The 26,031-nt window shown below is 57.1% G+C and carries 26 protein-coding genes; 12 read left to right on the top strand and 14 right to left on the bottom strand.

Translation table 11 applies throughout. From position 1 onward, the window contains the following. Positions 1–11 precede the first annotated feature (11 nt). Entirely contained in the window at positions 12–608 is a 597-nt protein-coding gene (locus AACZ86_RS01785) for a helix-turn-helix domain-containing protein (RefSeq protein WP_339688932.1), read from the bottom strand. A 66-nt stretch (positions 609–674) separates the two neighbouring features. On the opposite strand from AACZ86_RS01785, the gene AACZ86_RS01780 reads away from it, so the two are divergent. Continuing rightward, on the top strand, positions 675–1,574 hold the full coding sequence (locus tag AACZ86_RS01780; RefSeq protein ID WP_339688930.1) for a metal-dependent hydrolase: 900 nt from the start codon (positions 675–677) through the stop codon (positions 1,572–1,574). 23 nt (positions 1,575–1,597) lie between these two features. Here AACZ86_RS01780 and AACZ86_RS01775 read toward each other — a convergent pair whose 3' ends face one another. After that, positions 1,598–2,149 (bottom strand): hypothetical protein, encoded by a 552-nt coding sequence (locus AACZ86_RS01775; protein ID WP_339688929.1) that lies wholly within the window; start codon positions 2,147–2,149, stop codon positions 1,598–1,600. A gap of 235 nt (positions 2,150–2,384) precedes the next feature. Between AACZ86_RS01775 and AACZ86_RS01770 the strand changes: the two genes are divergently transcribed. Both AACZ86_RS01770 and AACZ86_RS01765 read left to right on the top strand, forming a co-directional pair. Next, positions 2,385–3,518, top strand: coding sequence for a histidine kinase (locus tag AACZ86_RS01770; RefSeq protein ID WP_339688928.1), 1,134 nt, complete (start codon positions 2,385–2,387; stop codon positions 3,516–3,518). Beyond that, positions 3,515–4,264 (top strand): LytTR family DNA-binding domain-containing protein, encoded by a 750-nt coding sequence (locus AACZ86_RS01765; RefSeq protein ID WP_339688927.1) that lies wholly within the window; start codon positions 3,515–3,517, stop codon positions 4,262–4,264. Before AACZ86_RS01770 ends, AACZ86_RS01765 begins: the two co-directional genes overlap by 4 nt. A 212-nt stretch (positions 4,265–4,476) precedes the next feature. On the opposite strand, the gene AACZ86_RS01760 is transcribed toward AACZ86_RS01765, so the two are convergent. Further along, positions 4,477–5,106, bottom strand: coding sequence for a hypothetical protein (locus AACZ86_RS01760; RefSeq protein WP_339688926.1), 630 nt, complete (start codon positions 5,104–5,106; stop codon positions 4,477–4,479). Positions 5,107–5,428: 322 nt separating this feature from the next. On the opposite strand from AACZ86_RS01760, the gene AACZ86_RS01755 reads away from it, so the two are divergent. After that, positions 5,429–6,640 carry a hypothetical protein gene (locus tag AACZ86_RS01755; RefSeq protein WP_339688925.1) on the top strand — a complete coding sequence of 404 codons (1,212 nt, stop codon included), beginning with the start codon at positions 5,429–5,431 and terminating at the stop codon, positions 6,638–6,640. Between the two features lie 15 nt (positions 6,641–6,655). On the opposite strand, the gene AACZ86_RS01750 is transcribed toward AACZ86_RS01755, so the two are convergent. Next, positions 6,656–7,546: a prephenate dehydratase gene (locus tag AACZ86_RS01750; RefSeq protein WP_339689366.1), complete on the bottom strand. Its 891-nt coding sequence runs from the start codon at positions 7,544–7,546 to the stop codon at positions 6,656–6,658. Between the two features lie 211 nt (positions 7,547–7,757). On the opposite strand from AACZ86_RS01750, the gene AACZ86_RS01745 reads away from it, so the two are divergent. Next, entirely contained in the window at positions 7,758–8,390 is a 633-nt protein-coding gene (locus AACZ86_RS01745) for a cytochrome c family protein (RefSeq protein ID WP_339688924.1), read from the top strand. A gap of 19 nt (positions 8,391–8,409) precedes the next feature. Here the strand turns inward: AACZ86_RS01745 and AACZ86_RS01740 are convergent, their stop codons facing one another. Both AACZ86_RS01740 and AACZ86_RS01735 read right to left on the bottom strand, forming a co-directional pair. After that, positions 8,410–9,279: an LOG family protein gene (locus tag AACZ86_RS01740; protein ID WP_339688923.1), complete on the bottom strand. Its 870-nt coding sequence runs from the start codon at positions 9,277–9,279 to the stop codon at positions 8,410–8,412. Between the two features lie 49 nt (positions 9,280–9,328). Then, positions 9,329–9,958, bottom strand: coding sequence for an extensin family protein (locus tag AACZ86_RS01735; protein WP_339688922.1), 630 nt, complete (start codon positions 9,956–9,958; stop codon positions 9,329–9,331). A gap of 198 nt (positions 9,959–10,156) precedes the next feature. Here AACZ86_RS01735 and AACZ86_RS01730 point away from each other — a divergent pair, with 198 nt between their 5' ends. The 7 genes from AACZ86_RS01730 (at position 10,157) to AACZ86_RS01700 (ending at position 17,815) form a co-directional block, all read left to right on the top strand. Then, entirely contained in the window at positions 10,157–10,789 is a 633-nt protein-coding gene (locus AACZ86_RS01730; protein ID WP_339688921.1) for a ferric reductase-like transmembrane domain-containing protein, read from the top strand. Between the two features lies 1 nt (position 10,790). After that, positions 10,791–11,102 carry a PepSY domain-containing protein gene (locus tag AACZ86_RS01725; RefSeq protein WP_339688920.1) on the top strand — a complete coding sequence of 104 codons (312 nt, stop codon included), beginning with the start codon at positions 10,791–10,793 and terminating at the stop codon, positions 11,100–11,102. 115 nt (positions 11,103–11,217) lie between these two features. After that, a complete protein-coding gene (locus AACZ86_RS01720) occupies positions 11,218–12,390 on the top strand; it encodes a phosphoserine transaminase (RefSeq protein ID WP_339688919.1) in 1,173 nt (390 codons plus the stop codon). A gap of 112 nt (positions 12,391–12,502) precedes the next feature. Beyond that, on the top strand, positions 12,503–14,086 hold the full coding sequence (serA, locus tag AACZ86_RS01715) for a phosphoglycerate dehydrogenase (protein ID WP_339688918.1): 1,584 nt from the start codon (positions 12,503–12,505) through the stop codon (positions 14,084–14,086). A 65-nt stretch (positions 14,087–14,151) separates the two neighbouring features. Then, complete coding sequence (locus AACZ86_RS01710) at positions 14,152–15,267, top strand: ATP phosphoribosyltransferase regulatory subunit (RefSeq protein WP_339688917.1); 1,116 nt, start codon at positions 14,152–14,154, stop codon at positions 15,265–15,267. A gap of 12 nt (positions 15,268–15,279) precedes the next feature. After that, a complete protein-coding gene (locus AACZ86_RS01705; protein WP_339688916.1) occupies positions 15,280–16,569 on the top strand; it encodes an adenylosuccinate synthase in 1,290 nt (429 codons plus the stop codon). Between the two features lie 208 nt (positions 16,570–16,777). Further along, positions 16,778–17,815, top strand: a complete 1,038-nt coding sequence (locus AACZ86_RS01700; protein WP_339688915.1) for a rod shape-determining protein — start codon at positions 16,778–16,780, stop codon at positions 17,813–17,815. A gap of 62 nt (positions 17,816–17,877) precedes the next feature. On the opposite strand, the gene AACZ86_RS01695 is transcribed toward AACZ86_RS01700, so the two are convergent. From AACZ86_RS01695 to AACZ86_RS01660, 8 genes are all read right to left on the bottom strand, one after another. Continuing rightward, entirely contained in the window at positions 17,878–19,116 is a 1,239-nt protein-coding gene (locus AACZ86_RS01695; RefSeq protein ID WP_339688914.1) for a dicarboxylate/amino acid:cation symporter, read from the bottom strand. Between the two features lie 70 nt (positions 19,117–19,186). Beyond that, on the bottom strand, positions 19,187–20,986 hold the full coding sequence (locus AACZ86_RS01690; protein ID WP_339688913.1) for an SLC13 family permease: 1,800 nt from the start codon (positions 20,984–20,986) through the stop codon (positions 19,187–19,189). 3 nt (positions 20,987–20,989) lie between these two features. Beyond that, complete coding sequence (locus AACZ86_RS01685; protein ID WP_339688912.1) at positions 20,990–21,583, bottom strand: hypothetical protein; 594 nt, start codon at positions 21,581–21,583, stop codon at positions 20,990–20,992. Continuing rightward, complete coding sequence (aroC, locus tag AACZ86_RS01680; protein WP_339688911.1) at positions 21,580–22,647, bottom strand: chorismate synthase; 1,068 nt, start codon at positions 22,645–22,647, stop codon at positions 21,580–21,582. Before aroC ends, AACZ86_RS01685 begins: the two co-directional genes overlap by 4 nt. Positions 22,648–22,716: 69 nt before the next feature. Beyond that, on the bottom strand, positions 22,717–23,520 hold the full coding sequence (fabI, locus tag AACZ86_RS01675) for an enoyl-ACP reductase FabI (RefSeq protein WP_339688910.1): 804 nt from the start codon (positions 23,518–23,520) through the stop codon (positions 22,717–22,719). A 66-nt stretch (positions 23,521–23,586) separates the two neighbouring features. Next, entirely contained in the window at positions 23,587–24,537 is a 951-nt protein-coding gene (locus AACZ86_RS01670) for a YihY/virulence factor BrkB family protein (RefSeq protein ID WP_339688909.1), read from the bottom strand. A gap of 2 nt (positions 24,538–24,539) precedes the next feature. Beyond that, the gene (locus AACZ86_RS01665) at positions 24,540–25,454 is read right to left on the bottom strand and encodes a DnaJ C-terminal domain-containing protein (RefSeq protein WP_339688908.1); all 915 of its coding nucleotides are present in this window, start codon (positions 25,452–25,454) and stop codon (positions 24,540–24,542) included. 69 nt (positions 25,455–25,523) lie between these two features. Then, positions 25,524–25,982, bottom strand: coding sequence for an ABA4-like family protein (locus AACZ86_RS01660; protein ID WP_339688907.1), 459 nt, complete (start codon positions 25,980–25,982; stop codon positions 25,524–25,526). Between the last annotated feature and the right edge of the window lie 49 nt (positions 25,983–26,031).

The raw sequence follows: 26,031 nt of genomic DNA, 5'->3' as shown, positions 1-26,031 counted from the left end.
ATCAGGGAAGCCTAGGCTTCGTGCTCGCATTTCCAGCGTTCCAGTGCATCTTCCAGTTGCCGCTCTGCCATGTCACGGGCCGAATCGCGGGGTAGACCGAGCGAGCCGGACAAACGGTCGCCGATCAGCGCATCGCCCAGGGCCATAAGAACCAGAGCCAGCGTATCATCATGCTTTTCCCGGTCTTCGTGCCCGCCTTCGCCAATATCATCGACCAGCGCATGGATGGCATCGACAATCGGGTCGAGCGCGTCCTCGTTGCCGGTCAGCATCATCCACGACCAGAGCGCCGCCCCGCCCTGCTTGTCGAAAGCGTCGAACGTCAGGTCGACAATATCGCGCACTGTCCCTTCGCCGGTACGGGATTTCAGGATCGCCTGCGCGATCATTCCGCAAACCTCGTCTGACAAATAAGCTGCCAGCGCCTTTTGCAGGCCGGACGCGGAACCGAAATGGTGCAATAGATTGGCGTGGGTGCGACCGATACGGGCGGCAACCGCTTTTAATGTAACCGATTGCGGGCCTGTTTCGATCAGCAAATCGCGGGCCGCGGCCAGTGCCATGTTACGGCTTGCTTCGGGGGACAGACGTCGCTTCGCTATTGACATTTATGTTAGTAACCTTATTGTGAATACCCTGACTATAGGCCGCATTCCGCAAAATGGAAACATCCGATGAACATCCTTAGCTCCGTCAATGCCGAACCGGAAACCATCCAGACGCCAACACCGGCGGGTCATGAAATTACGCCGCGCGACCGTCGTTTCGGGCGGGAAGAGGGTTATAATCCCGGAAAATACTGGCAAAATGGCGATCCCGTTGCGACAGCTTTCTACAATTGCCTGTCGCTCACCTTTCCGCGTGGCGAGGCTTTTTTCATTGAAAGCGTAAAAGCATTCCGGGACCATGCGCCCGAAAAGCTGCAAAACGAAATTCGCGCCTTCGTAAAACAGGAAGTGATCCACAGCCGCGAACATCTGGCGCTCAACCGCCGGGTCGAAGAAAACGGCTATGACGCCAGCCGGATAGAACAGCGCATTACCGAATCGCTGGCGATGACCGAAGGCCGGCCGAAAATAACCAATCTGGCGGCCACCATGATCCTCGAGCATTTTACCGCGATCATGGCACAGCAATTTCTGGCCAATCCGCAGCATTGGGAAAATTCCGACGAGGAAACCGCCGACCTATGGCGCTGGCATGCACTGGAAGAGATTGAACATAAGGGTGTCGCCTATGACACATGGCTCTATGCGACGCGCGACTGGAGTCGGCGAAAACGCTGGCAGGTGAAGGCGGTGATGATGATATTGATCACCCGCAATTTCTGGGGAAACCGCTGGCGTGATACGCTCGACCTGCTGGCGCAGGACGGCATCACCGGATGGCGTGTAAAAATGAAGCTGCTAAAATTCCTGCTCTTCAAGCCGGGTATCGCCCGGGCGATTATCATCCCCTGGTGCAAATTTTTTCTACCCGGATTTCATCCGTGGAACGAGGACGACCGGCATCTGATCCAACGGGCCGAAAGCGAATATGAAGCAGCGATAACGGGACGACCGGCGACAGCCTAAGCCAGGGTCCTAAAGCACTGCAATCAATGCGCCGCTCTGCTGACGTCTACCTTGTCGATCCATTCCGGAAAAAAGCTGGGCTCGCGATTGGACCAGCCCGGCGCGGTCGCGGCGGCCTCGCTGATCGATTGCAGCAGACCCTTGCGGGTTTTCGGGTGAAGATGGGGAAGCGACGCCGCCGCACAAAATGCGCCGGGCAGCCACGGGCGCGATTCCGGACCAAGCAGACGTTCATACAGAAAACGGAACGCCGGAAAGCTGTGGATACGGCCCTGCCCCAGATCAAAGGCGGCCAGCGAAATCAGCGACGGCATGAATGCCTCGATACTGTCGATCGCACAATCTTCGGGAATGGCTTTGCGAATTTCATCGATACGCCGGTATAAGGACATTTGCACCTTGATCCCGGCCTCTTCGACCTTGTCGCGCGACCATGTTTCAATCGCGTCGGACCGTACAAGCCCGACGTCCAGCGACCGCCGGATATAGCGTTGGGTCGCAGAGCTAAAGCCTGCGAATTCCTTCATCTCGGCCAGCGTCATGGCGCCGGGAACCGCTTGCATTTCCTTGGGCATGTCCGCGCGTCTCCTCGTAGGTTCATCCCACTCAGCCATTTGACCCGAACATGGTTAGTATTTGGTTAAACATGTGCGATTTTATTCCGTGCACAGATCAAAAATCCCGGAAATTGCGCGCCGGACGTGGAACGTTTCGACCAACCGCTAGCCTGTTTCGACCGGGCACGATTCCACTAGAGACAATTGATACCATATTGGCCTAAGCTGCCTCGAAACCATGAATTGAATATATATGAGAAAATTTGAACTGGGAAACCACAAGCCGTCGGTCGGACATCAGGTTGCAATCCTGTCGATACTCGGCTTCTGGCTTTTCTATGTCATCATCCTGACCCTGCGTGTCTCGGTCGGTGACTGGCCCGCACAGGGCGAAATGGCGATGCGCCGTATTGTCGTGACAATATTCGGCATCGGCATCACCTATCTGCTCTATCTGCTTTTGCGGCAGTTCGAGGGCAAGGCCCTTTCGACACGGATCATTACGGCATTTGCCGCCGCCATTCCCTGCGCGATCATCATCGCTTCATTCAACCATTATGTCTTCAATGTCTATTATCCGGAAAGTCTGTGGGACGAGGCGCATGTCGAGGAAATGCGCAAATATATGTCGCAGGACAATTTTGCATTCAAAGCTGTTTTCGAAGATGCCACTTCGCGCTTTTTCTTCATCGTCAGCTGGACGTCCTTGTATCTGACCCTAAGCTATGCCGGAGAAGTCCGGCAGATTGAACGCAAGGCCGCCCGCTTCGCGCAGGCCGCGCAGGATGCGGAACTGCGCTCGCTCCGCTATCAGGTCAATCCGCACTTCCTGTTCAACACGCTCAACAGCCTCAGCACGCTGGTGATGCGAAGCCAGCCGGAAGAAGCGGAGGAGATGATCCTCAATCTTTCGAAATTCTATCGCACCAGCCTGTCGGGTGATCCGCTGGAGGATGTGCCCTTGTCGGAAGAAGTGCATCTGCAAAATCTCTATCTGGATATCGAAGCCGTCCGTTTCCCCGAACGGCTCCGGACAAAGGTGAATATCCCCGACGATCTGCTTGGCGTCCTCGTGCCCGGCCTGATCCTGCAGCCGCTGGTCGAGAACGCGATCAAGCATAGCGTCGCGCACAGCAAACGCCCGGTGACTATTACGATCAGCGCCCGCTCTGATGGCGATAACCTGATCCTGACAGTGTCCGATGACGGCGATCCGCGTCCGGTCGATCTGCACGATGATGGCACGAGCAGCGGTATCGGCCTCGCCAATGTCCGGGACCGGCTGGAAACCCGCTTTGGCCGCCAAGCCGGCCTTCAGACTGTACGTCCGGCAGAAGGTGGTTATATTGCCCAACTTACCTTACCGTTGATGCTGGATAATCCATGATTGAAGACATCGAAGCCAAACCGCTCAAAACACTGATCGTCGACGACGAACCACTGGCAATCGAACGCCTGCAGCTGCTCTGCGCGCGACAGCCGGATATCGACCTGATCGGGACCGCCAGCGATGGCGAAGCCGCGCTGCGCCTTACCGAGCAATTGAAACCCGACCTGCTGCTGCTCGACATTGCCATGCCCGGCAAGGACGGACTGGACGTCGCGCGGGCCCTGTCCGGCAAGGACGATGCCCCGGCAATAATATTTGTCACCGCCTTTGACCGCTTTGCCGTCGAGGCCTTTGATGTGGCGGCGATCGACTATGTGCTGAAACCGGTCGAGAACGAGCGGCTGACGCTGGCCATATCCCGCGTTCGCGAACGCAAGGCAGAACCACGCAGCGACGGCGTGGAAGAATCGCCCTGGGCGGAAGAATTCTGGGTGCCCTATAAATCGGAGCTGCGCCGCATCGTCTCGTCGGAAATCGACCGGGTCGAGGCCGAACGCGACTATATGCGGCTGCATGTCGGCGCGGTCAGCTATCTGCTGCACCAGACCATCACCGGCCTGGAGGAACGGCTCGACCCGGACGAATTCATCCGTCTGCACCGTTCGCATCTGGTCCGGCGCGACTGGATTGCCGGCCTGCGCCATGACGGCGGCGGCGTGTGGATGGCCTGCCTGAAATGCGGCACCGAAATCCGCATCGGCCGGACCCATCTGGCAGAAGCGAAAAAGCTGGCGGGACGGTAGCAATGACAAACCCCATCGAGAGCTTCCGCCCCCCAAGCATCAGAATCTCGCAATGAGTGGACCGGATATAGCCTCTACATCACATCAAGCATCATAAGACACTGCATGATCATGTGGTTCTGTTGCGTGTCGAAACCAGACCTGCCGCCAGAGACGTCGCAGCGATTGCGCCGATGTCCGCAGCAGTAGTAAAAGCGGGCGTTCGCCGAGGACTAAATTGCCCTCGGTGTTCTCGCATATTTTCTCAGAAAGATCATTATCATTGCTGGGCCAATCACGAGCGGTCCAAATAATATTAGCGCGACCGGCAAATCAAGCTCGGCATATATTTCAGTCACTGGCGCGCGTACGGCAATGATAAATGCCCAAATCATGCGGGCCAGATGACGGCTTATTCTGAGCATAGCGCGTTGCCGGGCGTTGCGGAAGAAATGCACATCTCCAGCGAGCAATATGATCGGAATGGCCAATATGACCAAAGGACCAATCAGCGGGATATTTCCACCCATGATTTGAGGAATAGCCATCGCCAAAAATATGGCGACGACGATAATCTCGAATATGAAAAATCCATACTCCATCCTCCTGGTCGTCGTAGAACCAGGCTTCAGGGCCAAGATGGCGGTGCCGACGGCATATACCGCTGTAAGCGCCGCGACCAGAAGAGGAGGTGCCATGCGTACGGATAGCAGAATCAAGGAACTGATGGCGACAATCAAAATACAGGTTGAAAAAACTCTGCCAGCCAGAACATGTATGTTGCTCCCCTTTCGGGTCGACAACGCGATAATTGCGGCAACCAGCCCGACTAGCCCGATTGCAATATGCGCATAATAGCTCAAGGCATCGAACGGAGCCGGATTGGACAGGTCAACCGGATCGACGGGTATCATCAACAATCCTCCGTTCATTTTCAGAAATATTCGTATCGCTTGTGACTTATACTATTGTCAACGTCCGCCAGGGGCCAATAGCAAGCAAAGATCCGGCTTTCCTATGAGCAGCAAAATAGGTTGTTTCCGTCTTTCTCTGTTTTCGAAATGGAGCGCATGACATGATGGTCGCAGCGATTGGGGGGCAGACAGACCGCGAAAAACTCTTCGACAAGACACCGGTGAAAGGCCTATCCAGTGCCTCCTCCAACCGGGACCTTCGGACATCGTGTTGACACTGAATATTCTCATCATTCTGTCTGTGATCGCAACCGGCCTGCTGCTGCTCGCGCCGCGGCTGTCAAAATCGCAGGTCTGGCGGGCGACGGTGACGCCGCTGGCCTCGATCATCGGCAGCGGGTTTCTCGTACTCGCGCCGATATTGGTGTCGGATTACGGCTATATCGCGCCAGCGATCATGGCTGGCCTGTGTCTCGGGGCCTATCTGTTCGGAGCGGCGATCCGCTTCAATATTTTCCACCGCAATGTCCGCAAACCGGTCCAGAATGACGGCGTCGACCGGCTGGAAATCGCCGCATCCTGGGCGCTGGTCTTCGCCTTCACCATTTCGGTCGGCTATTATCTCAACCTGTTCGGCGCCTTCGGGGTCAGCCTGACACCCTTCGACAGCACTGCCAATGCCAAGCTGCTGACCTCGGCCATCTATATCCTGATCCTGATCGTCGGCTGGACCCGAGGATTCAAGGCACTGGAGAAGATGGAATATAGCGCCGTGACGCTGAAACTGGCGATCATCGTCGGCCTGCTGGTTGGCCTGACCTGGTATTTCTACCAGAAGGCGAGCGCAGCAACGCTCTTTGTCCATCCGCCGTTGCTTTCCGGCTGGCCCGCGATCACGCTCGCTTTCGGACTGATCATCACGGTGCAGGGCTTTGAAACCTCGCGCTATCTTGGCCGGAATTATGATGCTGCGACCCGGATCAAGTCGATGCGCCTCGCCCAGATCGTCAGCGCGGTGATCTACATGATCTATATCGGCCTGTTCGCCTATAGTTTCGAGCGCGAGCAATTCGCCCTGACCGAGACCGCGATTATCGACATGATGGGAATCATCACACCGATATTGCCGCTGCTGCTGGTGGCCGCTGCGCTGGCGGCGCAGTTCAGCGCGGCCATCGCCGATACCAGCGGATCCGGCGGGCTGGTCGAGGAACTGACCAAGGGTCATGTGAAAGCGCGAACCGGCTATGCAATATTGGTCGGGATCGGCCTGTTCCTGACCTGGAGCGTCAATATTTTCCAGATCATCGCTTATGCCAGCCGCGCCTTTGCGCTTTATTACACGCTGCAATCGGTGATCGCGGCACGGCGGGCCTTCCTGATTCCAGGCAACCGCCTCAAGGGATTCGGTTTCATCCTGCTGGCCATGCTCGGGACGATGATCATATTGTTCGGCAATGATGTCGAATCGTCGAACGCCTAGGCATTCGTTACGTCGTTATCCTCTTGGCCGCGCCTGCGGATAGGTGCCCAGCACCCGCACGTTGTTGCAGTAGAAGCTCAGTTCCTCGAGCGCCCGGTCGACGGCCGGATCGCCGGGCGCACCCTCGATATCGGTATAGAATTCGGTGGCGGCAAAACTGCCACCCTGCTGGTAGCTTTCCAGCTTGGTCATGTTGACGCCGTTGGTCGCAAAGCCACCCATCGCCTTGTACAGCGCAGCGGGAACATTTTTGACCTGGAATATGAAGGTCGTCATTAGCGGGCCATCGCTTTCCGGCTTCGCCGCTTCGGGTGCCAGGACGACAAACCGCGTGATATTGTGCGGCGCGTCCTCGATTGCGTCGGCGACCGGCTGCAGACCATAAATTTGCGCGGCGAGTTTCGGAGCGATTGCGGCAGCATGCGGATCATCCTGCTGGGCGACAAAGGCAGCGGCGGCGGCGGTATCGGCATAGGCTACCGGAATGATACCGCGCTTGCGCAGATAGTGGCGGCACTGGCCGAGCGCCTGCGGATGGCTCATCGCGGTCTTGATATCGGCGTCAGCCGATTTGGCCATCAGACAATGCTCGATCTGCATGAAATATTCGTCGACAATATACAGGCCCGATTCGGGGAGCAGAAAGTGGATGTCGGCGACCCGGCCGTGCAGCGAGTTTTCGATCGGAATAATCGCACATCCCGCCGCCCCGTTTTTCACGGCATCAATCGCATCCTCGAATGCAAAGCAGGGAACCGGCAGGCCCTCCGGCGCATAGTCGAGCGCAGCAAGATGCGAATTGGCGCCGGGTGCCCCTTGAAAGGCAATCGCCTTTGCCGGCATTTCTGCGCCTTTTTCGGTCATTTTCCTGACCATACCCAGTGCGTTTTTCGGAAAGCTGTCCATCATGCCCCTCTTTTACTGCGTTGCGATAGTCGAACGGAACATGGAGGGGCAAGAAATTAGTGGCCTCTCTGCCGGTACCCATCACATTTTGTAACTATATTTGCGTCTTTTGCGGCAATTGAGGCCTTGCGTTGGTCCCTCGCCCTCTTTACAGACAGCACAAATTTGGCAGGCCCATGGCCGCCGCTCACTCAGGGGTTTGAGACAATTTATGAGCAACAATAACACCATCGCAGGCTGGGTACTGGCCGGCGGCATCGCCGCTCTCGGTTTCTCCATTGTCAGTGGCAAATATTTCCACGCCGGCAAGCACGAGCGTCCCGAAGTCATGGGCTATGTAATCGACGGAGTGGAAACCGCCGGTGGCGCTGACGCAGGGCCGGCGATCGAAACATTGTTGCAGACCGCCGATATCGCCGCTGGCGAGAAGGTCTTTGCCAAATGTGCGGCCTGCCACACTATCAACCAGGGCGGAGCCAATGGCATCGGTCCGAATCTATACGCAGCCATGGGCAAACCGCACGGCCATGTCGCCGGCTTTGCCTATAGCGACGCGCTGAAAAGCGTTCCGGGCAACTGGGACTGGACCGCCATGGACGCCTGGCTGACCTCGCCGCGCAAATATGCCAATGGCACGAAGATGACCTTTGCCGGACTCGGCAAGGCTGAAGACCGCGCCAATCTGATGGCCTATCTGAACGCACAGGGTTCGAACCTGCCTCTTCCGGCGGCTCCCGTCGTCGAAGCACCTGCGGAAGAAACGGCTGAAGCCGCTGCCGAAGCAGGCGCTGATGCCGAAGCTGCGGAAGCGGTTGCAGCAGACACGGCGGCGGCGGCAGAATAGGCTCGCCGCCCGGATTGCCCTAGCTGCAATCCAGATCGTAAAATTGCTGGATAATCGCCCAGGCTTCGTCGCCGGTTTCGACAAATTGAAACAGTTCGAGATCCTTGCGGCTGATTGTCCCCTCGTCGGCCAGCGCATCGAAGTTGATCACGCGGCTCCAGAAATCCTTGCCGAACAGCAATATTGGCAGTTTTTCCATCTTGCCGGTTTGCACCAGCGTGACCAGTTCGAGAAATTCGTCCAGCGTCCCGAAGCCGCCCGGAAATACCGCCACCGCTCTCGCCCGCAAGAGGAAGTGCATCTTGCGCAGAGCGAAATAGTGGAACTGGAAGCTCAGTGACGGTGTGACATATTCATTGGGTGCCTGTTCATGCGGCAGGACAATATTGAGCCCGATCGACTCTTTGCCCACATCCGCAGCACCGCGATTGGCCGCTTCCATGATCGACGGACCACCGCCGGAACAGACTACGAAGTCGCGCTTGCCATCGCTGGAAATTCCGCAGGCGCTGGCGAGCCGGGCCAGATGGCGCGCCTCGTCATAATATTTGGCTTTCTCTTTCAACCGCTGTGCGATCTTCAGGGATTCGTCATCGGTCGCCGCCTCGATCAGCGCGTCGGCATGTTCCGGCGCGGGGATACGGGCGGATCCGTACATCACCAACGTCGAGCCGATGCCGGCTTCATCGAGCAGCATCTCCGGCTTCAGCAATTCCAGCTGAAAGCGGACGGGGCGCAATTCTTCACGGAGCAGGAACTCGGTATCCTGAAAGGCCAGCCTGTATGCAGGGTCCCGCGTCTGGGCCGTGCTGATATCGGCCTTTTCGGCAAATTCAGCTTCCTGCTTGGCGTGGTGAAAACGGTTGTCTTTGAGATCTTTGTTGGTCATGCGTCCGCCCTAAAGCAAAGATTTATGGCTGACCAGTGACCTTAGCGCTCTAGCGGCAATATCCGTTGCCGCTCATGTCGAGATGGAAATGGTCCCGGTGGGCCGCATTATAATTGGGGCTGAGAACGGTACCGAAGCGCTTGCAGGCGCTGTCGTGGATGGCGGCAAGAAACTGCATCTCCTGCCGTCCGCTTTTCCAGTTATTTTCCACGGTTATCCGCCGGCCGTCGGTCAGCACAAAGGCCGACACGTCGATCGCATTGGCATGCGCATGTTCCGACAATTTACCCGATCCGGCAATATTGCGGCAGCTGTAGCTACCCATGGTTTCAATGCGCTTCAGATCGCTGCCAAGATATTTGCGCGCCGCGCGTTTCACGGCAAATTCGGTCCAGGCGGCAAATTTACCGGCCAGCTCGCATTTTACCGGCCCCAGGTTGGTTACATCGGCGCCTACATCAAGCAGCTTGATACTGTCGATCTGGCTGCAGCCGCCACTGAAATGCCGGTTGGGCAAGGGAGAGAAGCGGACATTGGCTTTGCCGAGATCGGTGAAACACTGCCGAGCGGCGGGTGTGGGGTCAAAAGAACCGAGCCCGGCGGAGGCCTGTGGCCGTTGCGACTGACCGCTGTTGCCCGCCGGTATCGCCCCGCAAGCGCTGAGCAATAGGGAAGCCAAGGCCAGAAGTCCTGCAGTCCGACCGCGGCGTGTAATTTGTATTTTCATTTCCATGCCACGTTTAATGACAGAAGATGGTTAAATCCAAGCTGAAGATCATGGTTAAAAAATAATTACCAACCGAGCGAATCGGAGCGTGCGACAAGTTGCGACAAATTTAAGCTGGACCAACGGGTCTGCGAATCCCATGACAATATCATGTCCATCGGTCGAAAATTGAACAGCCTGCCAGCCTTCTGGCTGGTGCTGTCCATTCCTGCCATTCTGCTGGTCAGGGGATATTGGACGGGCGACATAATCGCGATGGACATGCTGCATCCGACGGGCGAATTTTCAGCCCGGTTCATGATCCTCGCCCTGATCATTACACCGCTTTCGGTGATATTCGGAAACCGGCGTTGGATCGGGTGGTTGATGAAGCGCCGCCGGTCCTTCGGACTTGCTGCCTTTGGATATGGTATGCTGCATCTGGTCTTCTACGTCATCGATATGGAGGCGCTGAAGCCGATTCTGGCAGAATTCTGGGCACCGGGAATCTGGACCGGATGGGCAGCGCTGATGTTATTTGTACCGCTGGCGATTACCAGCAACAACGCATCCATGCGATGGCTCAAGCAGGGCTGGAAACGATTGCAGCGACTGGCATATGCAGCTGCCTTGCTGACGCTGGCGCATTGGCTGTTGATACATGACGGCATCGGCGGGGCTCTCGCCCACTTTATTCCGCTATTGCTACTTGAGCTATTGCGAGGCATTATCATATATGCCAGAAGAAATAATGATATGAAGCAGCAAGACTCGCTGCAAACCGAACAGGTCTGGAGAAAATGACATGAAATATTCTGTAATAGCCGTTGCAACCGCCACGTTTCTTGCCACCGCCGGCCTGTCCGCCCCTGCCCTTGCTACCGGCAAGATGAGCTGCGAAGCAGGACCGCAGTCCGGCTGGAAAACGCGGGCAGAACTGGAAGCCAGTCTGGTCAAACAGGGCTGGACGATCAAGAAGTCGAAAGTCGATGGCGGCTGCTACGAAGTCTATGGCACCACGCCAGAAGGAGACCGGGTCGAAGCGTATTTTCACCCGGTATCGCTAGAAAAATTGCTGGTTTCACGCCGCGGAGAAATCCTGTTCCGGAAGAAATAGCCGGTTTCATTAGCAACCAAGAACGCGCTTGACATGCTGCGCCGCACAAGACAAAGCGGCGCCGGGCCACGCGGTCCCAACGCCGCGCGAGCTCTCTGTAAGGAGAAGCGTTTAAATGACTGATACTAATATACCGACGCCAGAATTGCGTCCTGACTGCCCGAATTTTTCTTCGGGTCCGACAGCCAAATTCCCCGGCTGGTCCCTCGACAAAATCAACACCATCGCCATGGGCCGTTCGCATCGTTCCGCGACCGGCAAGGCCCGCCTGAAATATGCTATCGACCTCAGTCGTGAGCTATTGGGCATCCCCGACGACTATCTGATCGGCATCGTGCCGGCTTCCGATACCGGAGCCGTCGAGCTGGCGATGTGGAATATGCTGGGCGCCCGTCCGGTCACCGTCGCTGCATGGGAAAGCTTCGGCAACGTCTGGATCCAGGACGCTGTCAAGCAGCTCAAGCCTGCCAATCTGACCGTCCTCGAAGCCGATTATGGCGAAATTCCCGACCTGACCACGATCGACAAGGGTGATGATGTTGTCTTCACCTGGAACGGCACGACTTCGGGCGCAAGAATTCCCGATACCGACTGGATTGCCGCCGACCGTGAAGGCGTCACCATCAACGACGCGACCAGCGCCGTCTTTGCCCAGCCTATGGACTGGTCAAAGCTCGATGCGACCACGTTTAGCTGGCAGAAGGTCATGGGATCGGAAGCCGCTCACGGCATGCTGATCCTCAGCCCGCGCGCCGTCGAACGGATTGAAAGCTACACCCCGTCCTGGCCGCTGCCGAAAATCTTCCGCGTGAAGAAGGGCGACAAGCTCAACACCGCGATTTTTGAGGGGGCTACGATCAACACGCCTTCGATGCTTGCAACCGAAGATTATATCGCTGCGCTCGAATGGGCACAGTCGATCGGTGGCTTGTCCGAACTGCACGCCCGCGCTGACCGCAACGCCAAAACCGTTCACGACTGGCTCGAAGCCACGCCGTGGATGCGCAATATGGTCAGCGATCCGGCCAAATGGACCAACACCGGCGTCTGCATGGTGTTCCAGGGCGACTGGTATGAAGGCCTCGACGACGATGCCAAGGCCTCCGTGCCGAAGAAAATCGCAGCAATGCTCGAGAAAATGGACATCGCCTATGATTTCAACGGCTATCGCGATGCACCGCCGTCGCTGCGCATCTGGTGCGGTTCGACCGTCGAGCAAGAAGACCTTCGCCGTCTGCTACTGTGGATCGAATGGGCCTATGCTCATGTGAAAGCCGAACTTTCCTAATATATGTGTCGCCCCGGCCAAGGCCGGGGCCCAAGCCAATGTCCGAGATATGCCGGCATTGGCTTGGAGGCCGCCCTGCGCTGGCCTGACGATCCCAAGAAGGAATAAAAAAATGCCAAAAGTACTTATTTCCGACAAAATGGACCCGAAAGCCGCCCAGATTTTCCGCGAGCGCGGTTGCGAAGTCGACGAAATCACCGGCCAGACCCCCGAAGAGCTGATGAAGATCATCGGCGAATATGATGGCCTCGCCATTCGTTCGTCGACCACGGTCACCCCCGAAATACTGGAAGCCGCGACCAATCTGAAAGTGGTCGGCCGCGCCGGTATCGGTGTCGACAATGTCGATATTCCGGCCGCTTCCGCCAAGGGTGTCGTGGTCATGAACACGCCGTTCGGCAACAGCATCACCACAGCAGAACATGCCATCGCGCTGATGTTCGCTCTCGCCCGCCAGCTTCCTTCTGCCGATGCCTCTACCCAGGCCGGCAAATGGGAGAAATCCAAATTCATGGGCGTCGAGCTGACCAGCAAGACGCTTGGCCTGATCGGTGCTGGTAATATCGGTTCGATTGTAGCCGAGCGCGCCATCGGTTTGCGGATGAAAGTTGTCGCTTATGATCCGTTCCTGACGGAAGAGCGTGCGGTTGAAATGGGTGTCGAGAAAGTTTCCCTGGACGACCTGCTCGCCCGCGCTGATTTCATCACCATGCACACGCCGCTCACCGACCAGACGCGCAATATTCTGTCAGCCGAAGCCCTTGCCAAAACAAAAGCCGGCGTCCGGATCATCAATTGCGCACGCGGTGGCCTGATCGACGAGGTTGCTTTGAAAGCAGCACTGGAATCCGGTCATGTCGCTGGCGCTGCCCTCGACGTTTATGCGCAGGAACCGGCGAAGGAAAACGCCTTATTCGGTACACCTAACCTGATTTGCACACCGCATCTCGGTGCTTCGACCAGCGAAGCACAGGTGAATGTCGCAATCCAGGTCGCCGAGCAAATGGCCGATTATCTGGTCAATGGCGGCGTCGAAAATGCGCTCAACATGCCAAGCCTCTCGGCTGAACAGGCGCCGAAGCTGAGGCCTTATATGGCGCTTGCCACCCAGCTCGGTTCTCTCGTCGGCCAGCTTGCGGCCGACCAGATCAAGGGCGTGGCCGTCGAAGTGGAAGGCGCAGCAGCCGAACTGGACCAGAAGCCGATTACGGCAGCGGTGCTGGCCGGACTGATGCGGGCCTATAGCGACACCGTGAATATGGTCAACGCGCCGTATCTGGCGAAAGAACGCGGTCTCGATGTCCGCGAGATCCGTCACGAGCGCGAAGGTGACTATCACACACTGGTCCGGGTATCGGTAACCACCGACGAAGGCGAAAAATCGGTTGCCGGCACCCTGTTCGGATCCTCCGGACCACGACTGGTCGAGATGTTCGGCATCAAGGTCGAAGCCGATATGGAAGGCGACATGCTCTATATCGTCAACCGCGACGAGCCCGGCTTTATCGGCCGCGTCGGTTCCACACTTGGTGAAGCGGGCGTCAACATTGGCACGTTCCACCTTGGCCGTCGCAGCGATGCGCCGGGCGGTGAAGCGGTCTTGCTGCTTTCGATCGATTCGCCGGTCGAAGAGCCGGTCTTATGGTCGGTTTGCCAGCTGGAAGGCGTGAAGACAGTCAAGGCGCTGAAGTTTTAATACTATAGTAATGTAGCAAAGAAAAAGGATGGCCTGAGCGGTTGCTTGGGCTATGGAGCAGGGCCATGCAAAAGCCATCCAATCTCTTGCCCGAAGGGTTCCACGACGCGCTGCCGCCTTATGCCGAGGCGGCATCGCGACTGGAACGCGATGTCCTCGATACGCTGGCCAGCCATGGCTATGCCCGGGTGACACCGCCACTTGCCGAATATGAAGATGGCCTGACCCAGCAGATGCATGGCGCATCAAGAAGCGACCTGATGCGCTTTGTCGATCCGATCTCGCAACGCACGTTGGCGCTGCGGCCGGATATGACCATGCAGATCGGCCGTATTGCCAAGACAAGTCTGGCTGACCGTCCGCGCCCGCTCCGGCTCAGCTATTCGGGACAGGTTTTGAAACTGCGGTCGGGGCAATTGCAGCCCGAACGCAGCCGCTTGCAGATTGGCGCCGAGCTGATTGGCAGCGACAGCGTCATTGCCGCCAGCGAAATTGTTTCGGTCGCGATCGAGGCACTGGAACGCGCGGGCGTAACCGGGATCACCGTGGATTTCACGATGCCCGACCTGATCGACATATTGGCGGCGGGACCATTGCCTCTGAACGAAGCCCAGATTGACGAAGTGCGCGGCGAACTGGATATGAAGGATGCCGGTGGCCTGAGCGCCATGGGCGCAACGGGCTATCTGCCCCTGATCGAAGCGACCGGCCCGTTTGACGAGGCGATGGCCAGATTGCGCGAATTTGATACGGACGGTTTGCTCTATTCGCGACTGGATGGCGTTTCCCGGATCGCCGCGAGCATTAAGGGGAAAGCCAGCCTGACGCTTGATCCGACCGAACGGCATGGCTTTGAATATCAGAACTGGTTCGGCTTCACGCTTTATGCCGAAAGCTTTATCGGCGCGCTGGGACGCGGCGGCAGCTATGAGATTGCCCGTCCCGACGGCGAATCCGAAGCGGCGGTCGGCTTTTCGCTATACCCCAATCCGCTGATCGATGCCGGTTTTGGCGCAAAAACCAGCGAGCAGGTTTTCCTGCCGCTCGGACATGATCAATCCGCAGCTGCGCGGTTGAGAGGAAAAGGCTGGCGCACCGTCGCCGCCCTTTCAGACAAGGACCAGGCCGAGGCGCTTGGTTGTTCCCATATTTTGAACGGCGATCAGCCGGAACCATTATAAGAAAGTGAATCCATGGCCAATGTAACGGTAATCGGCGCACAATGGGGTGATGAGGGCAAAGGCAAGATTGTCGACTGGCTGTCCGAACGCGCCGATGTCGTGGTCCGCTTTCAGGGTGGACATAACGCCGGCCACACGCTGGTTGTCGATGGCGCGGTCTACAAGCTCTCCCTGCTACCCTCGGGCATCGTCCGTGGCGCCTTGTCGATCATCGGCAATGGTGTGGTCCTCGACCCCTGGCATTTGCGCGATGAAATCGCCAAGCTGGAAAGCCAGGGCGTCGCGATCAATACCGATAATTTCGGCATAGCCGAAACCTGCCCTCTGATCCTGCCGATCCACCGCGATCTCGACGCCATGCGCGAAGATGCCAGCGGCAAAGGCAAGATTGGCACGACCCGTCGCGGTATTGGACCGGCCTATGAAGACAAGGTCGGTCGCCGCGCTATCCGCGTATGCGATCTCGCCCATCTCGACGATCTCGGCCCGCAACTCGACCGTTTGTGCGCTCATCATGACGCCCTGCGCGCCGGCTTTGGCGAACCGCCGGTAGATCGGGAACGGCTGCTCAACGACCTGAAGGAAATCGCCGACAGCGTGCTGCAATATGCCCAGCCGGTGTGGAAACGCCTCAACGAAGCCCGTCGCGACGGCAAGCGCATATTGTTCGAAGGCGCGCAGGGCGTGCTGCTCGACGTTGATCACGGCACCTATCCGTTCGTCACCAGTTCCAACACGATTTCCGGCACCGCAGCCGGCGGGTCGGGTATCGGACCGTCCGGCACCGGCTATGTGCTTGGTATAACCAAGGCCTACACAACGCGCGTCGGCTCCGGACCATTTCCGACCGAACTCGACGACGAAATCGGCCAGCGACTGGGCGAGCGCGGCCATGAATTCGGCACCGTAACTGGCCGTCAACGACGCTGCGGCTGGTTTGATGCCGTGCTAGTGCGTCAGGCTCTGGCGGTATCCGGTGTCCATGGCATTGCTCTGACCAAGTTAGACGTGCTCGACGGCTTCGAGGAACTGAAAATCTGCGTCGGCTATGACCTGAACGGCATGACCTATGATTATCTGCCGCCGCATCATCAGGACCAGGCTGCGGTCAAACCGATTTATGAAACGATGCCGGGCTGGAACGAAACCACCGCCGGTGCGCGCAGCTGGGCTGACTTGCCGGCGCAGGCGATCAAATATATCAAGCGGGTGGAGGAACTGATCCAATGTCCGGTGGCACTCGTGTCGACATCGCCAGAACGCGACGACACGATTTTGGTGACAGATCCGTTTGCGGATTGAGAGGCTGCGTATCCCGACCGGCGGCATGAGGGTTGACGATATCGGGCTTTTATAGCGTTGCACAATGGCCATGAATGGTCTGGCAATTTTACAAATTGCCAGCGCTAATTAACTATACATCGCCGGTTCATTCGCTCAGTGTCACCAAGTTCCTGCAATCCTGTCACATTGGCAATGTGGTCGCTCTAATCGAAGTATTTCCTTTTTTATGAAAAGTTTTTTCAAACTCCAGTCACTCGACTTGGCGATCGATCTCGGTACGGCCAACACGCTTATCTATGTTCGGGATCGCGGCATCATGCTCAACGAACCCTCCGTGGTAGCGCTCGAAACCAATGACGGCGTAACGAAGGTCCGTGCGGTTGGCAGCGATGCCAAGCTGATGATGGGGAAGACACCCAGCAACATCACGGTCATTCGGCCGCTCAAGGACGGGGTCATCGCCGATCTGGATGTGGCGGAGCAGATGATCAAACATTTCATCCACAAAGTGCACGAGAAAAAGCCCGGGATATTCCGGCGTTTCGATATTGTGGTCTGCATTCCTTCCGGCTCTACAAACGTCCAGCGGCGTGCGCTGCGCGATGCGGCTTCCAATGCCGGCGGCTCCGGCGTCTATTTTGTCGAAGAACCGATGGCGGCCGCCATTGGTGCAGGAATACCGGTCGCCGAACCAAATGGCGCGATGGTGGTCGATATTGGCGGCGGAACCACCGAGGTCGCTATCTTGTCTTTGCAGGGGCTGGCTTACAGCACTTCCGGACGAATGGGCGGCGACAAGATTGATGATGCCATTTCTTCCCATATACGCCGCAAGCATAATCTGGCGATCGGCGAATCGACCACGGAACTGATCAAGCATGGCATCGCCAGTGCGGTCAGCCCGGAGGACGGCAAGGGACGGACCATGCATATCAAGGGACGCGACCTGGTCAGCGGCATGCCGAAAAAAATCGCCATCACCGAAGCCGAAATTACCCAAGCCATTGCCGAGCCGGTGAGCCAGATAGCCGAATCCGTGCTCAATGCACTGGAGAATACCAAGCCGGAATTGGCCGCAGACATCATGGATCAGGGCATTGTACTGACCGGTGGCGGCGCATTATTGGGACGAATTGACGAATTTATCGCTGACAAAACCGGACTGCCGGTTACCATTGCGGATGACCCGCTGACCTGCGTCGCCAATGGCGCCGGCCGGGCAATGGAAGATCCGCTTTATCACAATGTACTGATCCCCGCCTAGGACAGGAAGCACGGTCCATCCAAACGGCGACAACACTTGGGTCGAGCTACGGTTTGCCCGGTTCAGACATCATCCGCCGAGATCATTTCTTCACGGTCAATCTCGCCCGTCATCACCGCTACCGTCACCGCAACTGCGGCATCACCCGACACATTGGTCGTGGTCCGCATCATGTCCATGATCCGGTCGACACCGGCAACAAAAGCGATGGTTTCCAACGGCACGCCAACGCTGCCGAACACCAAAGCCATCATGATCAGGCCCGCACCCGGGATGCCCGCCGCACCGATGGCACCGAGCGTCGAGGTGATCGAGATCAGGACATAGTCACCAAAGCTGAGGTCGACGCCGAATATCTGAGCGCCGAACAATGTGGCCAGCCCGAGATACATCGCGGTACCGTTCATGTTGATCGTGGCACCAAGCGAGACGACGAAGCTGGCTACCGAGTTGCTGACACCGAGATTGCGTTCGACGCAGCGCAGGGTGACCGGCAGGGTGGCGTTGGATGACGCCGTGGAATAGCTGACCGCCATCGCATCGATAATCCCGCGGAAGAAATCGAGTACCGGCAGCTTCGCAATAAATTTGATCATCCCCGAATAGACGATGCCGATGATCAGCAGGCAGCCGAGATAGTTGAGACCGACCAATTGTGCGAGCGAGAGCAACGCATCCATGCCGAGAGTGCCGGCAACCCACGCCATCAGAGCAAAGACACCAAATGGCGTCAGTTCCATCACGATCATCGTGACTTTCTGCATCACAATAGCGCCGCTATCGAAGATTTTTGCCAGCGGCTTGCCATCTTCCTTGGCCATCAAGATGCCGATACCGATCAGCAGCGCAAAGACGATCAGTGGTAGCACCCGTACGTCGGCCATCACCTGAACCGGACTGTCGGGGACAATCGACAGGATCATGTCAATCGCGCTGGTGTCATTGGGTACCGGCGTATCACCCTTTTCGATCGCGCTTGTATCAACGCCATTGCCGGGCTGAAAAAACGTGCCGAGGGCGAGACCCAGCCAGGCGGCGATCTGTCCGGTGATCACGAACAATATCATCGCCCGTCCGCCGACGCTGCCCAGTTTTTTCAGATCACCCAGCGCCGCCACACCGGCAACGAGCGAGAAGAAGATCAATGGCACGACGAGCATCTTGATCGCCTTGATGAAGAAATCGCCGATCCATTTGATGGTTTCGGATTCGGGTCCCCAGATCAGGCCGGTGATGACACCGAGGAAAAGCGCCGCGATAACGCGCTGCCAAAGCGGAATTTTGAACCAGAATGCCAGCATGCTATCTTCCCCGTTTTATTAAACCAAGCCTATCGATAGCTGCACAGCGCGGCAAGCGTTTCGGTTCGGCCTACATCCAGAAGCTAATCGCCAGGCAGGTCGACAGCCCAACGCCAAAGGTCAGCGGGATGCCGGCCTTGAAGAAATCGGTAAACCGGTAATTGCCGGCCGCGTAAACCAGCGTGTTGGTTTGATAGCCGATCGGCGTCGCAAAGCTGGCAGAGGCGGCGAACATGACCGCGATCACCAGAGGGCGCGGATCGACACCCAGATCATTGCCCAGCGCGATGGCTATCGGGGTGATGATAATGGCCACCGCATTGTTGGTCACGATCTCGGTCATGATCACCGACAGGACGTAGATAGCGAAAACAAGGCCCCAAGGCGGTACTTCCCGCAAAAAGGGAGTCAGTTCGGCAACCAGAAGATCGACGCTGCCCGCCTGCTGCAACCCCAGACCCACCGCGAGCATACCGAATATCAGGACCAGAACATTGCCGTCGATCGAACCCCAGGCTTCTTCCGCGTCGATACAGCGGGCAAGCAGGATCGCACCAACGGCCAATATGGCCGCAACCGCCAGCGGAATGATGTTGAGCGCGGCAAGAACCACCACTGCAACCAGCGCGCCAATGGCAATCGGTGCACGATCCCGGCGGAAAGCACGAATTTTGGTCTGTCCGACGCCGAATAAATTCGGATTTTGATACATGCGACGGATATCTTCGCTGGAACCGGTCACCAGCAGCCGGTCTGCCGCGTGGATCCGCGCATTGGTCAGGTCAGACCGAGGCAGGTTGCGATAACGGGTCATCCCCAACACGCGCACGTTAAGCTGCGACAGAAAGGGAATGTCATATAGTCGGCTACCGATGGCAGGATGGCTGGGGGCGACTGTCGCCTCGACCAGCTCCTCGCCCAATGCGCCGACATCGCCTTTGCGAACGATACCGACCTTGAAATCCTCTGACTCTCGCAGAGAAATAAGCTCGGCCAGATCGAGTTGTACGACAATACGGTCGCCCGCCCGCAGTTCATGAAAATCAAGATCATGGCGGATATAACTGCTCAACCGCTTGACCGCCGTGACCTCGAGGCCCGCACGGCGCAGTTCGGGAACGGTGTAAAGCTTCTTGTCGATCACCGATGCATTGCGGCGGACAGTCAGTTCGGTAAGAAAAGCGCTTTCATCGCTGCTGTCAAACTCCCCTTTGACATTGCCACCGGGAAGCAGCCAGCTGCTGAACAGGACCATCATCACCGTACCGGCAACCGCCGCAATCAAGCCATAAGGGGTGATTTCGAAAATTCCGAAACCGGCCAGACCTTGTTCCCGGGCAACAGCATCGACGATGAGGTTGGTCGAGGTACCGATCAGCGTGGTGGTACCGCCCAATATGCAGATGAAGCTGAGCGGAATCAGTAATTTCTTGGACGAGAATCCGGTTGCCCGCGACAGCCGCAGGATGATCGGAATCAGCACGATCACCACCGGCGTGTTGTTCATGAAGGCGGACGCGACGAAAGCGCCGAGAAACATCTCGGCAACCGCCAGCTTGGGGCGGTGTTTGGCACGCTTGATAATGAAACCGGCGATCGCGTCGATCGTGCCGGTTCGCAGCAGCGCACCCGAAAGGATGAACATCGCAGCGATGGTGATCGGCGCGGTGTTGGAGAAAACCGAGAAGAGCCCGTCGGAATCGATGATCCCGAGAAACAGGAACATACAGGCTCCGAGCACCGCGACCACGGCAGCGGGAAAGCGCTCCATGATGAAGCCGGCGAACAGGAAGCCGAGGATCACCAGACCGATGATCGCCTTGTTCGCCTGAATATATTCATTGATGACGTGAAGAATGAGGTCGATCATGGATCAGGAACAGCCTTCAATATAGTTCACCGGTCCGGCCAGTCCGGCGCGGAAATCGGTGACTCGTTTATTTGCATTCGGCCCGCGGGAAGGCTTTGACGAAAATTGTTCACCGCTGCCGTCGGAAGTCGCCGTCTCGAATATCATCTTGTACAGGCCGTCGCCGGAGTCGAGAATTAAATAGGATCCGGCATCATCAAGATAGGGATGATGGTCAATTTTTATCCAGTCGTCATAAAGCGACACGATTTCCGTCTCGGTCATTCCGATGCTGGCGCCGGATAGAGACTTCCACACAATAGCGGCGTCATTTGCACCTATATCAATGCGGACCAGCAGCCCGTCATTGATCATGAAATGGACACCGGGATATTCGGTCTCGTTGGAAAGATAGTGGCAAGCGGTATATTCTTCGTCGGCCTGCGAATCTGCCGACCGGTAGGGATCACTAAACCCCCGTTTCTGAAGCACCGCCTCGCTCGTTCCGATCTCTATGGAGCCGAGCCCCTGGAAGGTAAGGCGGGGTTTTTCATCTGTAGCCCCCAGCAACAAGAGCGGAGCAAGCAGGAGGGTTGCTGGTCGAAACAGAGCTTTCATCCGCATTGCGCCCTGTGCATCATTTTCTGGTCAGCCAGCACCACGGCCATCATCGCCTCGACTACCGGAACGCCGCGGATCCCGACGCAAGGATCATGACGGCCCTTGGTCGATATTTCAGTGGCTTTCCCCTCCGGCGTGATGGTCGGCACAGGCGTCAATATGGAACTGGTCGGTTTGAACGCCACCCGGCAGAAGACCGGCTGGCCGGTGGATATCCCGCCAGCCGTGCCACCGCTGTGATTGGCGAGAAATTCGGGACCATTGTCTCCGGGCCGCATCGCGTCGGCATTCTCTTCGCCGCGCAGACGGGCGGCGGCAAAACCGTCACCGATTTCGACGCCCTTGGTCGCGTTGATCGTCATCATCGCTGCGGCAATCTCGCTGTCCAGCTTGGCATAGATCGGTGCTCCCCATCCAGCGGGCACGCCGGTCGCTTCGCAGGCGATAATCGCGCCGATACTGCTGCCATCCTTGCGGGCACCATCGACCAGCGCTTCCCAGCGCTTCGCGGCTTCAGCATCAGGGCAGAAAAACGGATTGTTGCCGATTTCATTGGCATCAAAATTCGCCGGATCGATGGCATCGCCGCCGATCTCCGCAACCCAGGCCCGGATCGTCACTTCCGGAATCACCAGCCGCGCAACTGCACCGGCGGCTACCCGCGAGGCTGTTTCGCGGGCGCTCGACCGGCCACCGCCGCGATAATCGCGAAAGCCGTATTTCTGGTCATAGGCATAATCGGCATGGCCGGGACGATAGGCTTTGGCGACTTCGCTATAATCCTTCGACCGCTGATCGATATTCTCGATCATCAGCGAAATCGGCGTGCCGGTCGTCTTGCCTTCGAAAATGCCGGAGAGAATTTTGACCTGGTCCGGTTCCTGCCGCTGGGTCGTATATTTCGACTGGCCGGGACGGCGCGCATCGAGGAACGGCTGGATGTCCGCTTCGCTCAGTTCCAGTCCGGGAGGGCAACCGTCAACCAGCGCGCCAAGCGCAGGTCCGTGGCTTTCTCCCCAGGTGGAAAAGCGGAAAGCATGGCCAAAGATATTAAAACTCAAAACTCGCTCTCCGCGTTGATAAATTCAATTCTGTTTCCGAAAGGATCATTCACGAAAAAACCGTGATCATCAATCCAGCGCGATATCCGGCGCGTCTTCCTGCTTCATGCCGACCGTATGATAGCCGGCATCGACATGATGGGTTTCGCCGGTGACGCCAGCGGAAAGATCGGACAGGAAATAGAGAGCCGAAGCGCCCACATCATCGATGGTGACGTTGCGCCGGAGCGGCGAATTCAGCTCGTTCCATTTCAGAATATAACGGAAATCGCCAATGCCCGAAGCGGCCAGTGTCTTGATCGGCCCGGCAGAGATTGCATTCACCCGGATTCCATCAGGTCCGACGTCATGCGCCAGATATTTGACAGAGGTTTCCAGCGCGGACTTGGCGACGCCCATAACATTGTAATGCGGGATCACTTTTTCGGCACCATAATAGGATAAGGTGAGCATGGATCCGCCAGCGCTCATCAGGGCGGCTGCGCGTTTGGCAACAGCGGTAAAGCTGTAGACGCTGATATTCATGGTCATCAGGAAATCGTCGAGGGTCACATCATAATATTTGCCGCGCAGCGCTTCCTTGTTGGTGAAGCCGATTGCATGGACGACAAAGTCCAGCTTTCCCCAGCGTTTCTCGATCTCGGCAAATGCCGCGTCGAGCTGGTCCATATCGCTGACGTCGCAATCGATCAGGAAATCGCAGTCCAGCTGTTCGGCCAGCGGTTTGACGCGCTTGGCCATCACTTCGCCCTGATAGCTGATCGCCAGTTCGGCACCGTCGGCAGCCAGACGCTGGGCTATACCCCAGGCCAGTGACTTTTTATTGGCAAGCCCCATGATCAAGCCGCGCTTGCCCTTCATTAAATCACTCATCGCCCCGGTCTCCTGAAATCAGATAATCGCCGCTGATAAACGCTATCAAGATGATTTTCCAGCGGATCATTCGCTATATCCATTTCTGGCCGGGCGTTCGGCCAAAGCAGCATTTATCTCCGCGCCGATTACCATGCCGAGGCCGACAAGGTAAAAAAAGATCAGCGTGATGATAACCCCGGCGAGACTGCCATAGGTTAGCTGGTAATTTGCGGCATATTTGAGAAAAACCGGCAGCAGTCCGGTGATCATCAGCCACCAGCCGCTGATGAATACCGCTCCGGGCCATTTGGGATATTGGCGCGGGCGATATTGGCGGGGCGTCAGAAGACGGAACAGAAAGTAGAGCGTCGCGAAAAGAACGAAAAACGGTACCGCATTGGAAAGCGAGAGCCAAAGCGCATCGCTCTCGACCGCCGGGAAATAAGTGCCGAGAAACCCGGTCACACCGGCCACCACAAATTGGGCGCTCAGCGCCAGCATCGCGAAAAACACCGACAAGAGAATTAGCAGGATCGATGTCAGGCGATATTCCCAGAACGCACGCTGCGCCTCGACGCCATAGGCCCGATGGAGAATCTCGCGGATTGTCTCGATCAGGCTGGTTGTGGTCCATAGCCCGACGATTGCGCTGAACCATAGCAATGGCCCGGTTCGCGCGGTCATCGCATCTCTGATCGGGTCATGCAGCGCGCTGGCAACCGAAGGCGGAACGGTTACCAAAAAAGCCTCGACAAAATCGGTACCGACAGCAGTCTGGCCAAAGCCGCCGACGATCGCCGCAGCGACGATGAAAAAGGAAAATACCGCGAGCAGCGACATATAGGCAAAATTGCCGGCAAAGGTAAAACCGTCATGATAGACGCCGACCGCGGTGCGCTCGATGATGATGATGGCGCGTCGAACCAGGCTTTCGTCCGCAAGCGTTTCGCCGGCCCTATGTTCCGGTGACCCAGACTTTCTCCTGTCCTGGCGCCGGGCCTCGGGAGAAAGCTCTGACTGGGGATTCCGGTTCAAGCCTACACACCCATGCTGGCGCGCGGATTGTCTTTCGGATTCCAGTCTTTCACAAATTCTGCGAGCTTTTCGTCTTTTTCCGGCAGGACTATCATCAAAGTGACCAGCTGATTGCCGCGGACACCCGATTTGCCATGAAAGCCCTTGTTTTTCAGCCGCAGCGTCTTGCCGGAATCCGACCCGGCAGGGATCGAAAGCATCACCGGCCCGTCCACGGTCGGGACCTTGATCTTGGCACCCTCGACCGCCTCTTTCAGATTAATCGGCAGCTCCACCGTGATATTGTCGCCATCGCGTTTATAAAAGGGATGGGCGTTGATATGTATGGTGACAATTGCATCACCATTGCCGCCCGGCCCCGGTCGGCCCTTGCCGCTGAGCCGCATTTGCGTGCCTTCCTCGACGCCCTTGGGCAGACTGAGGTCAATGGTCTTGCCATCTTCCAGCGTGATGCGCTGTTTTTGCAGCGTTGCCGCCGCGATGAATTCCACCTTCAGCCGGTAGGCGACATTGGCGCCCTTGGCCGGCGGTGCACTGCGCTGACGGTTACCGAAAGGCGAACTTCCGCCACCGCCGCCAAAAAGGCCTTCGAAAATATCACCAAAATCCGCGCCGGCATTACCGAAATCATGCTGCTGGCCGCCCGGACCGCGCTGATATCCACCCCCGCCGCCATAGCCGAAGGGCGCGGTAGGATTGCCTTCACCGTCAATTTCTCCGCGATCAAATTGCCCGCGCTTATCCTTGTCCAGTAACAGATCATAAGCCTTGGTGACGTCGGAGAACCGCTCCGTCGCCTTGGGGTTATCCTTGTTCTTGTCGGGGTGCAGTTCCTTGGCGAGCTTGCGATAAGCGGATTTAATCTCCTTGTCGCTTGCACCCTTGGCAACACCCAATGCTTGATAGGGATCTATCATTATTTAACCTTTTTCAAATCCTTACCATGCGGAGATTGGCATTTTCCGCCAAATTTCAACTCTACTGTCTTATTCGGGTATAACGGCATCTGCAACCTTGTTATGTCGCGTGAAACGCAGCAGCAGATAAAGAACCAGTCCCAACGGCCCGAGCATCAGGACAAACAACAAGATAGGTATCTGCAGCCAGCGTGCAAACCCGTATTTATCCGCATTGCGTGCGACCCATAGACCGACAAACAGGTCAAAGGCGAGATAATGAATCCACCCTATGGTCGCCCCGCCCGGACTGGAAAGCAGTTGTTGGACACCGGCAAGCGTCGAGAAATCAGGAATTCCGCCGCTTCCGCCATCGATCATACCCGTCATGAGAGGGACGACAATCACTGCATAGCTGGTTGCCAGCAACCCTGTGCCACCGTAGAACAAACCGGTCATTATCACGGTTCGGCGCGGCGCGAATGCGAGGATGAGCCACATCACTAACGCATAATTGTTGGTGATCGTAAAAACCAGATCCCAGTTCATAAAAGCCCCCTATCCACGGCGATCCTATCAGAAAATGCGGTTTTGTCGC

Origin of the sequence: uncultured Parasphingorhabdus sp. (genome assembly GCF_963975735.1) — a bacterium.
GTDB lineage: Bacteria > Pseudomonadota > Alphaproteobacteria > Sphingomonadales > Sphingomonadaceae > Parasphingorhabdus.
Note: the sequence above shows the minus strand (reverse complement) of the source record. Positions and strands in the feature narration are given on the sequence as shown.

Coding starts and splice junctions, on each gene's coding strand:
- AACZ86_RS01785 (WP_339688932.1), bottom strand. CDS start 608: ATGTCAATAGCGAAGCGACGTCTGTCCCCCGAAGCAAGCCGTAACATG.
- AACZ86_RS01780 (WP_339688930.1), top strand. CDS start 675: ATGAACATCCTTAGCTCCGTCAATGCCGAACCGGAAACCATCCAGACG.
- AACZ86_RS01775 (WP_339688929.1), bottom strand. CDS start 2,149: ATGCCCAAGGAAATGCAAGCGGTTCCCGGCGCCATGACGCTGGCCGAG.
- AACZ86_RS01770 (WP_339688928.1), top strand. CDS start 2,385: ATGAGAAAATTTGAACTGGGAAACCACAAGCCGTCGGTCGGACATCAG.
- AACZ86_RS01765 (WP_339688927.1), top strand. CDS start 3,515: ATGATTGAAGACATCGAAGCCAAACCGCTCAAAACACTGATCGTCGAC.
- AACZ86_RS01750 (WP_339689366.1), bottom strand. CDS start 7,546: ATGGACAGCTTTCCGAAAAACGCACTGGGTATGGTCAGGAAAATGACC.
- AACZ86_RS01745 (WP_339688924.1), top strand. CDS start 7,758: ATGAGCAACAATAACACCATCGCAGGCTGGGTACTGGCCGGCGGCATC.
- AACZ86_RS01740 (WP_339688923.1), bottom strand. CDS start 9,279: ATGACCAACAAAGATCTCAAAGACAACCGTTTTCACCACGCCAAGCAG.
- AACZ86_RS01730 (WP_339688921.1), top strand. CDS start 10,157: ATGTCCATCGGTCGAAAATTGAACAGCCTGCCAGCCTTCTGGCTGGTG.
- AACZ86_RS01725 (WP_339688920.1), top strand. CDS start 10,791: ATGAAATATTCTGTAATAGCCGTTGCAACCGCCACGTTTCTTGCCACC.
- AACZ86_RS01720 (WP_339688919.1), top strand. CDS start 11,218: ATGACTGATACTAATATACCGACGCCAGAATTGCGTCCTGACTGCCCG.
- serA (WP_339688918.1), top strand. CDS start 12,503: ATGCCAAAAGTACTTATTTCCGACAAAATGGACCCGAAAGCCGCCCAG.
- AACZ86_RS01710 (WP_339688917.1), top strand. CDS start 14,152: ATGCAAAAGCCATCCAATCTCTTGCCCGAAGGGTTCCACGACGCGCTG.
- AACZ86_RS01705 (WP_339688916.1), top strand. CDS start 15,280: ATGGCCAATGTAACGGTAATCGGCGCACAATGGGGTGATGAGGGCAAA.
- AACZ86_RS01700 (WP_339688915.1), top strand. CDS start 16,778: ATGAAAAGTTTTTTCAAACTCCAGTCACTCGACTTGGCGATCGATCTC.
- AACZ86_RS01695 (WP_339688914.1), bottom strand. CDS start 19,116: ATGCTGGCATTCTGGTTCAAAATTCCGCTTTGGCAGCGCGTTATCGCG.
- AACZ86_RS01690 (WP_339688913.1), bottom strand. CDS start 20,986: ATGATCGACCTCATTCTTCACGTCATCAATGAATATATTCAGGCGAAC.
- AACZ86_RS01685 (WP_339688912.1), bottom strand. CDS start 21,583: ATGAAAGCTCTGTTTCGACCAGCAACCCTCCTGCTTGCTCCGCTCTTG.
- fabI (WP_339688910.1), bottom strand. CDS start 23,520: ATGAGTGATTTAATGAAGGGCAAGCGCGGCTTGATCATGGGGCTTGCC.
- AACZ86_RS01665 (WP_339688908.1), bottom strand. CDS start 25,454: ATGATAGATCCCTATCAAGCATTGGGTGTTGCCAAGGGTGCAAGCGAC.
- AACZ86_RS01660 (WP_339688907.1), bottom strand. CDS start 25,982: ATGAACTGGGATCTGGTTTTTACGATCACCAACAATTATGCGTTAGTG.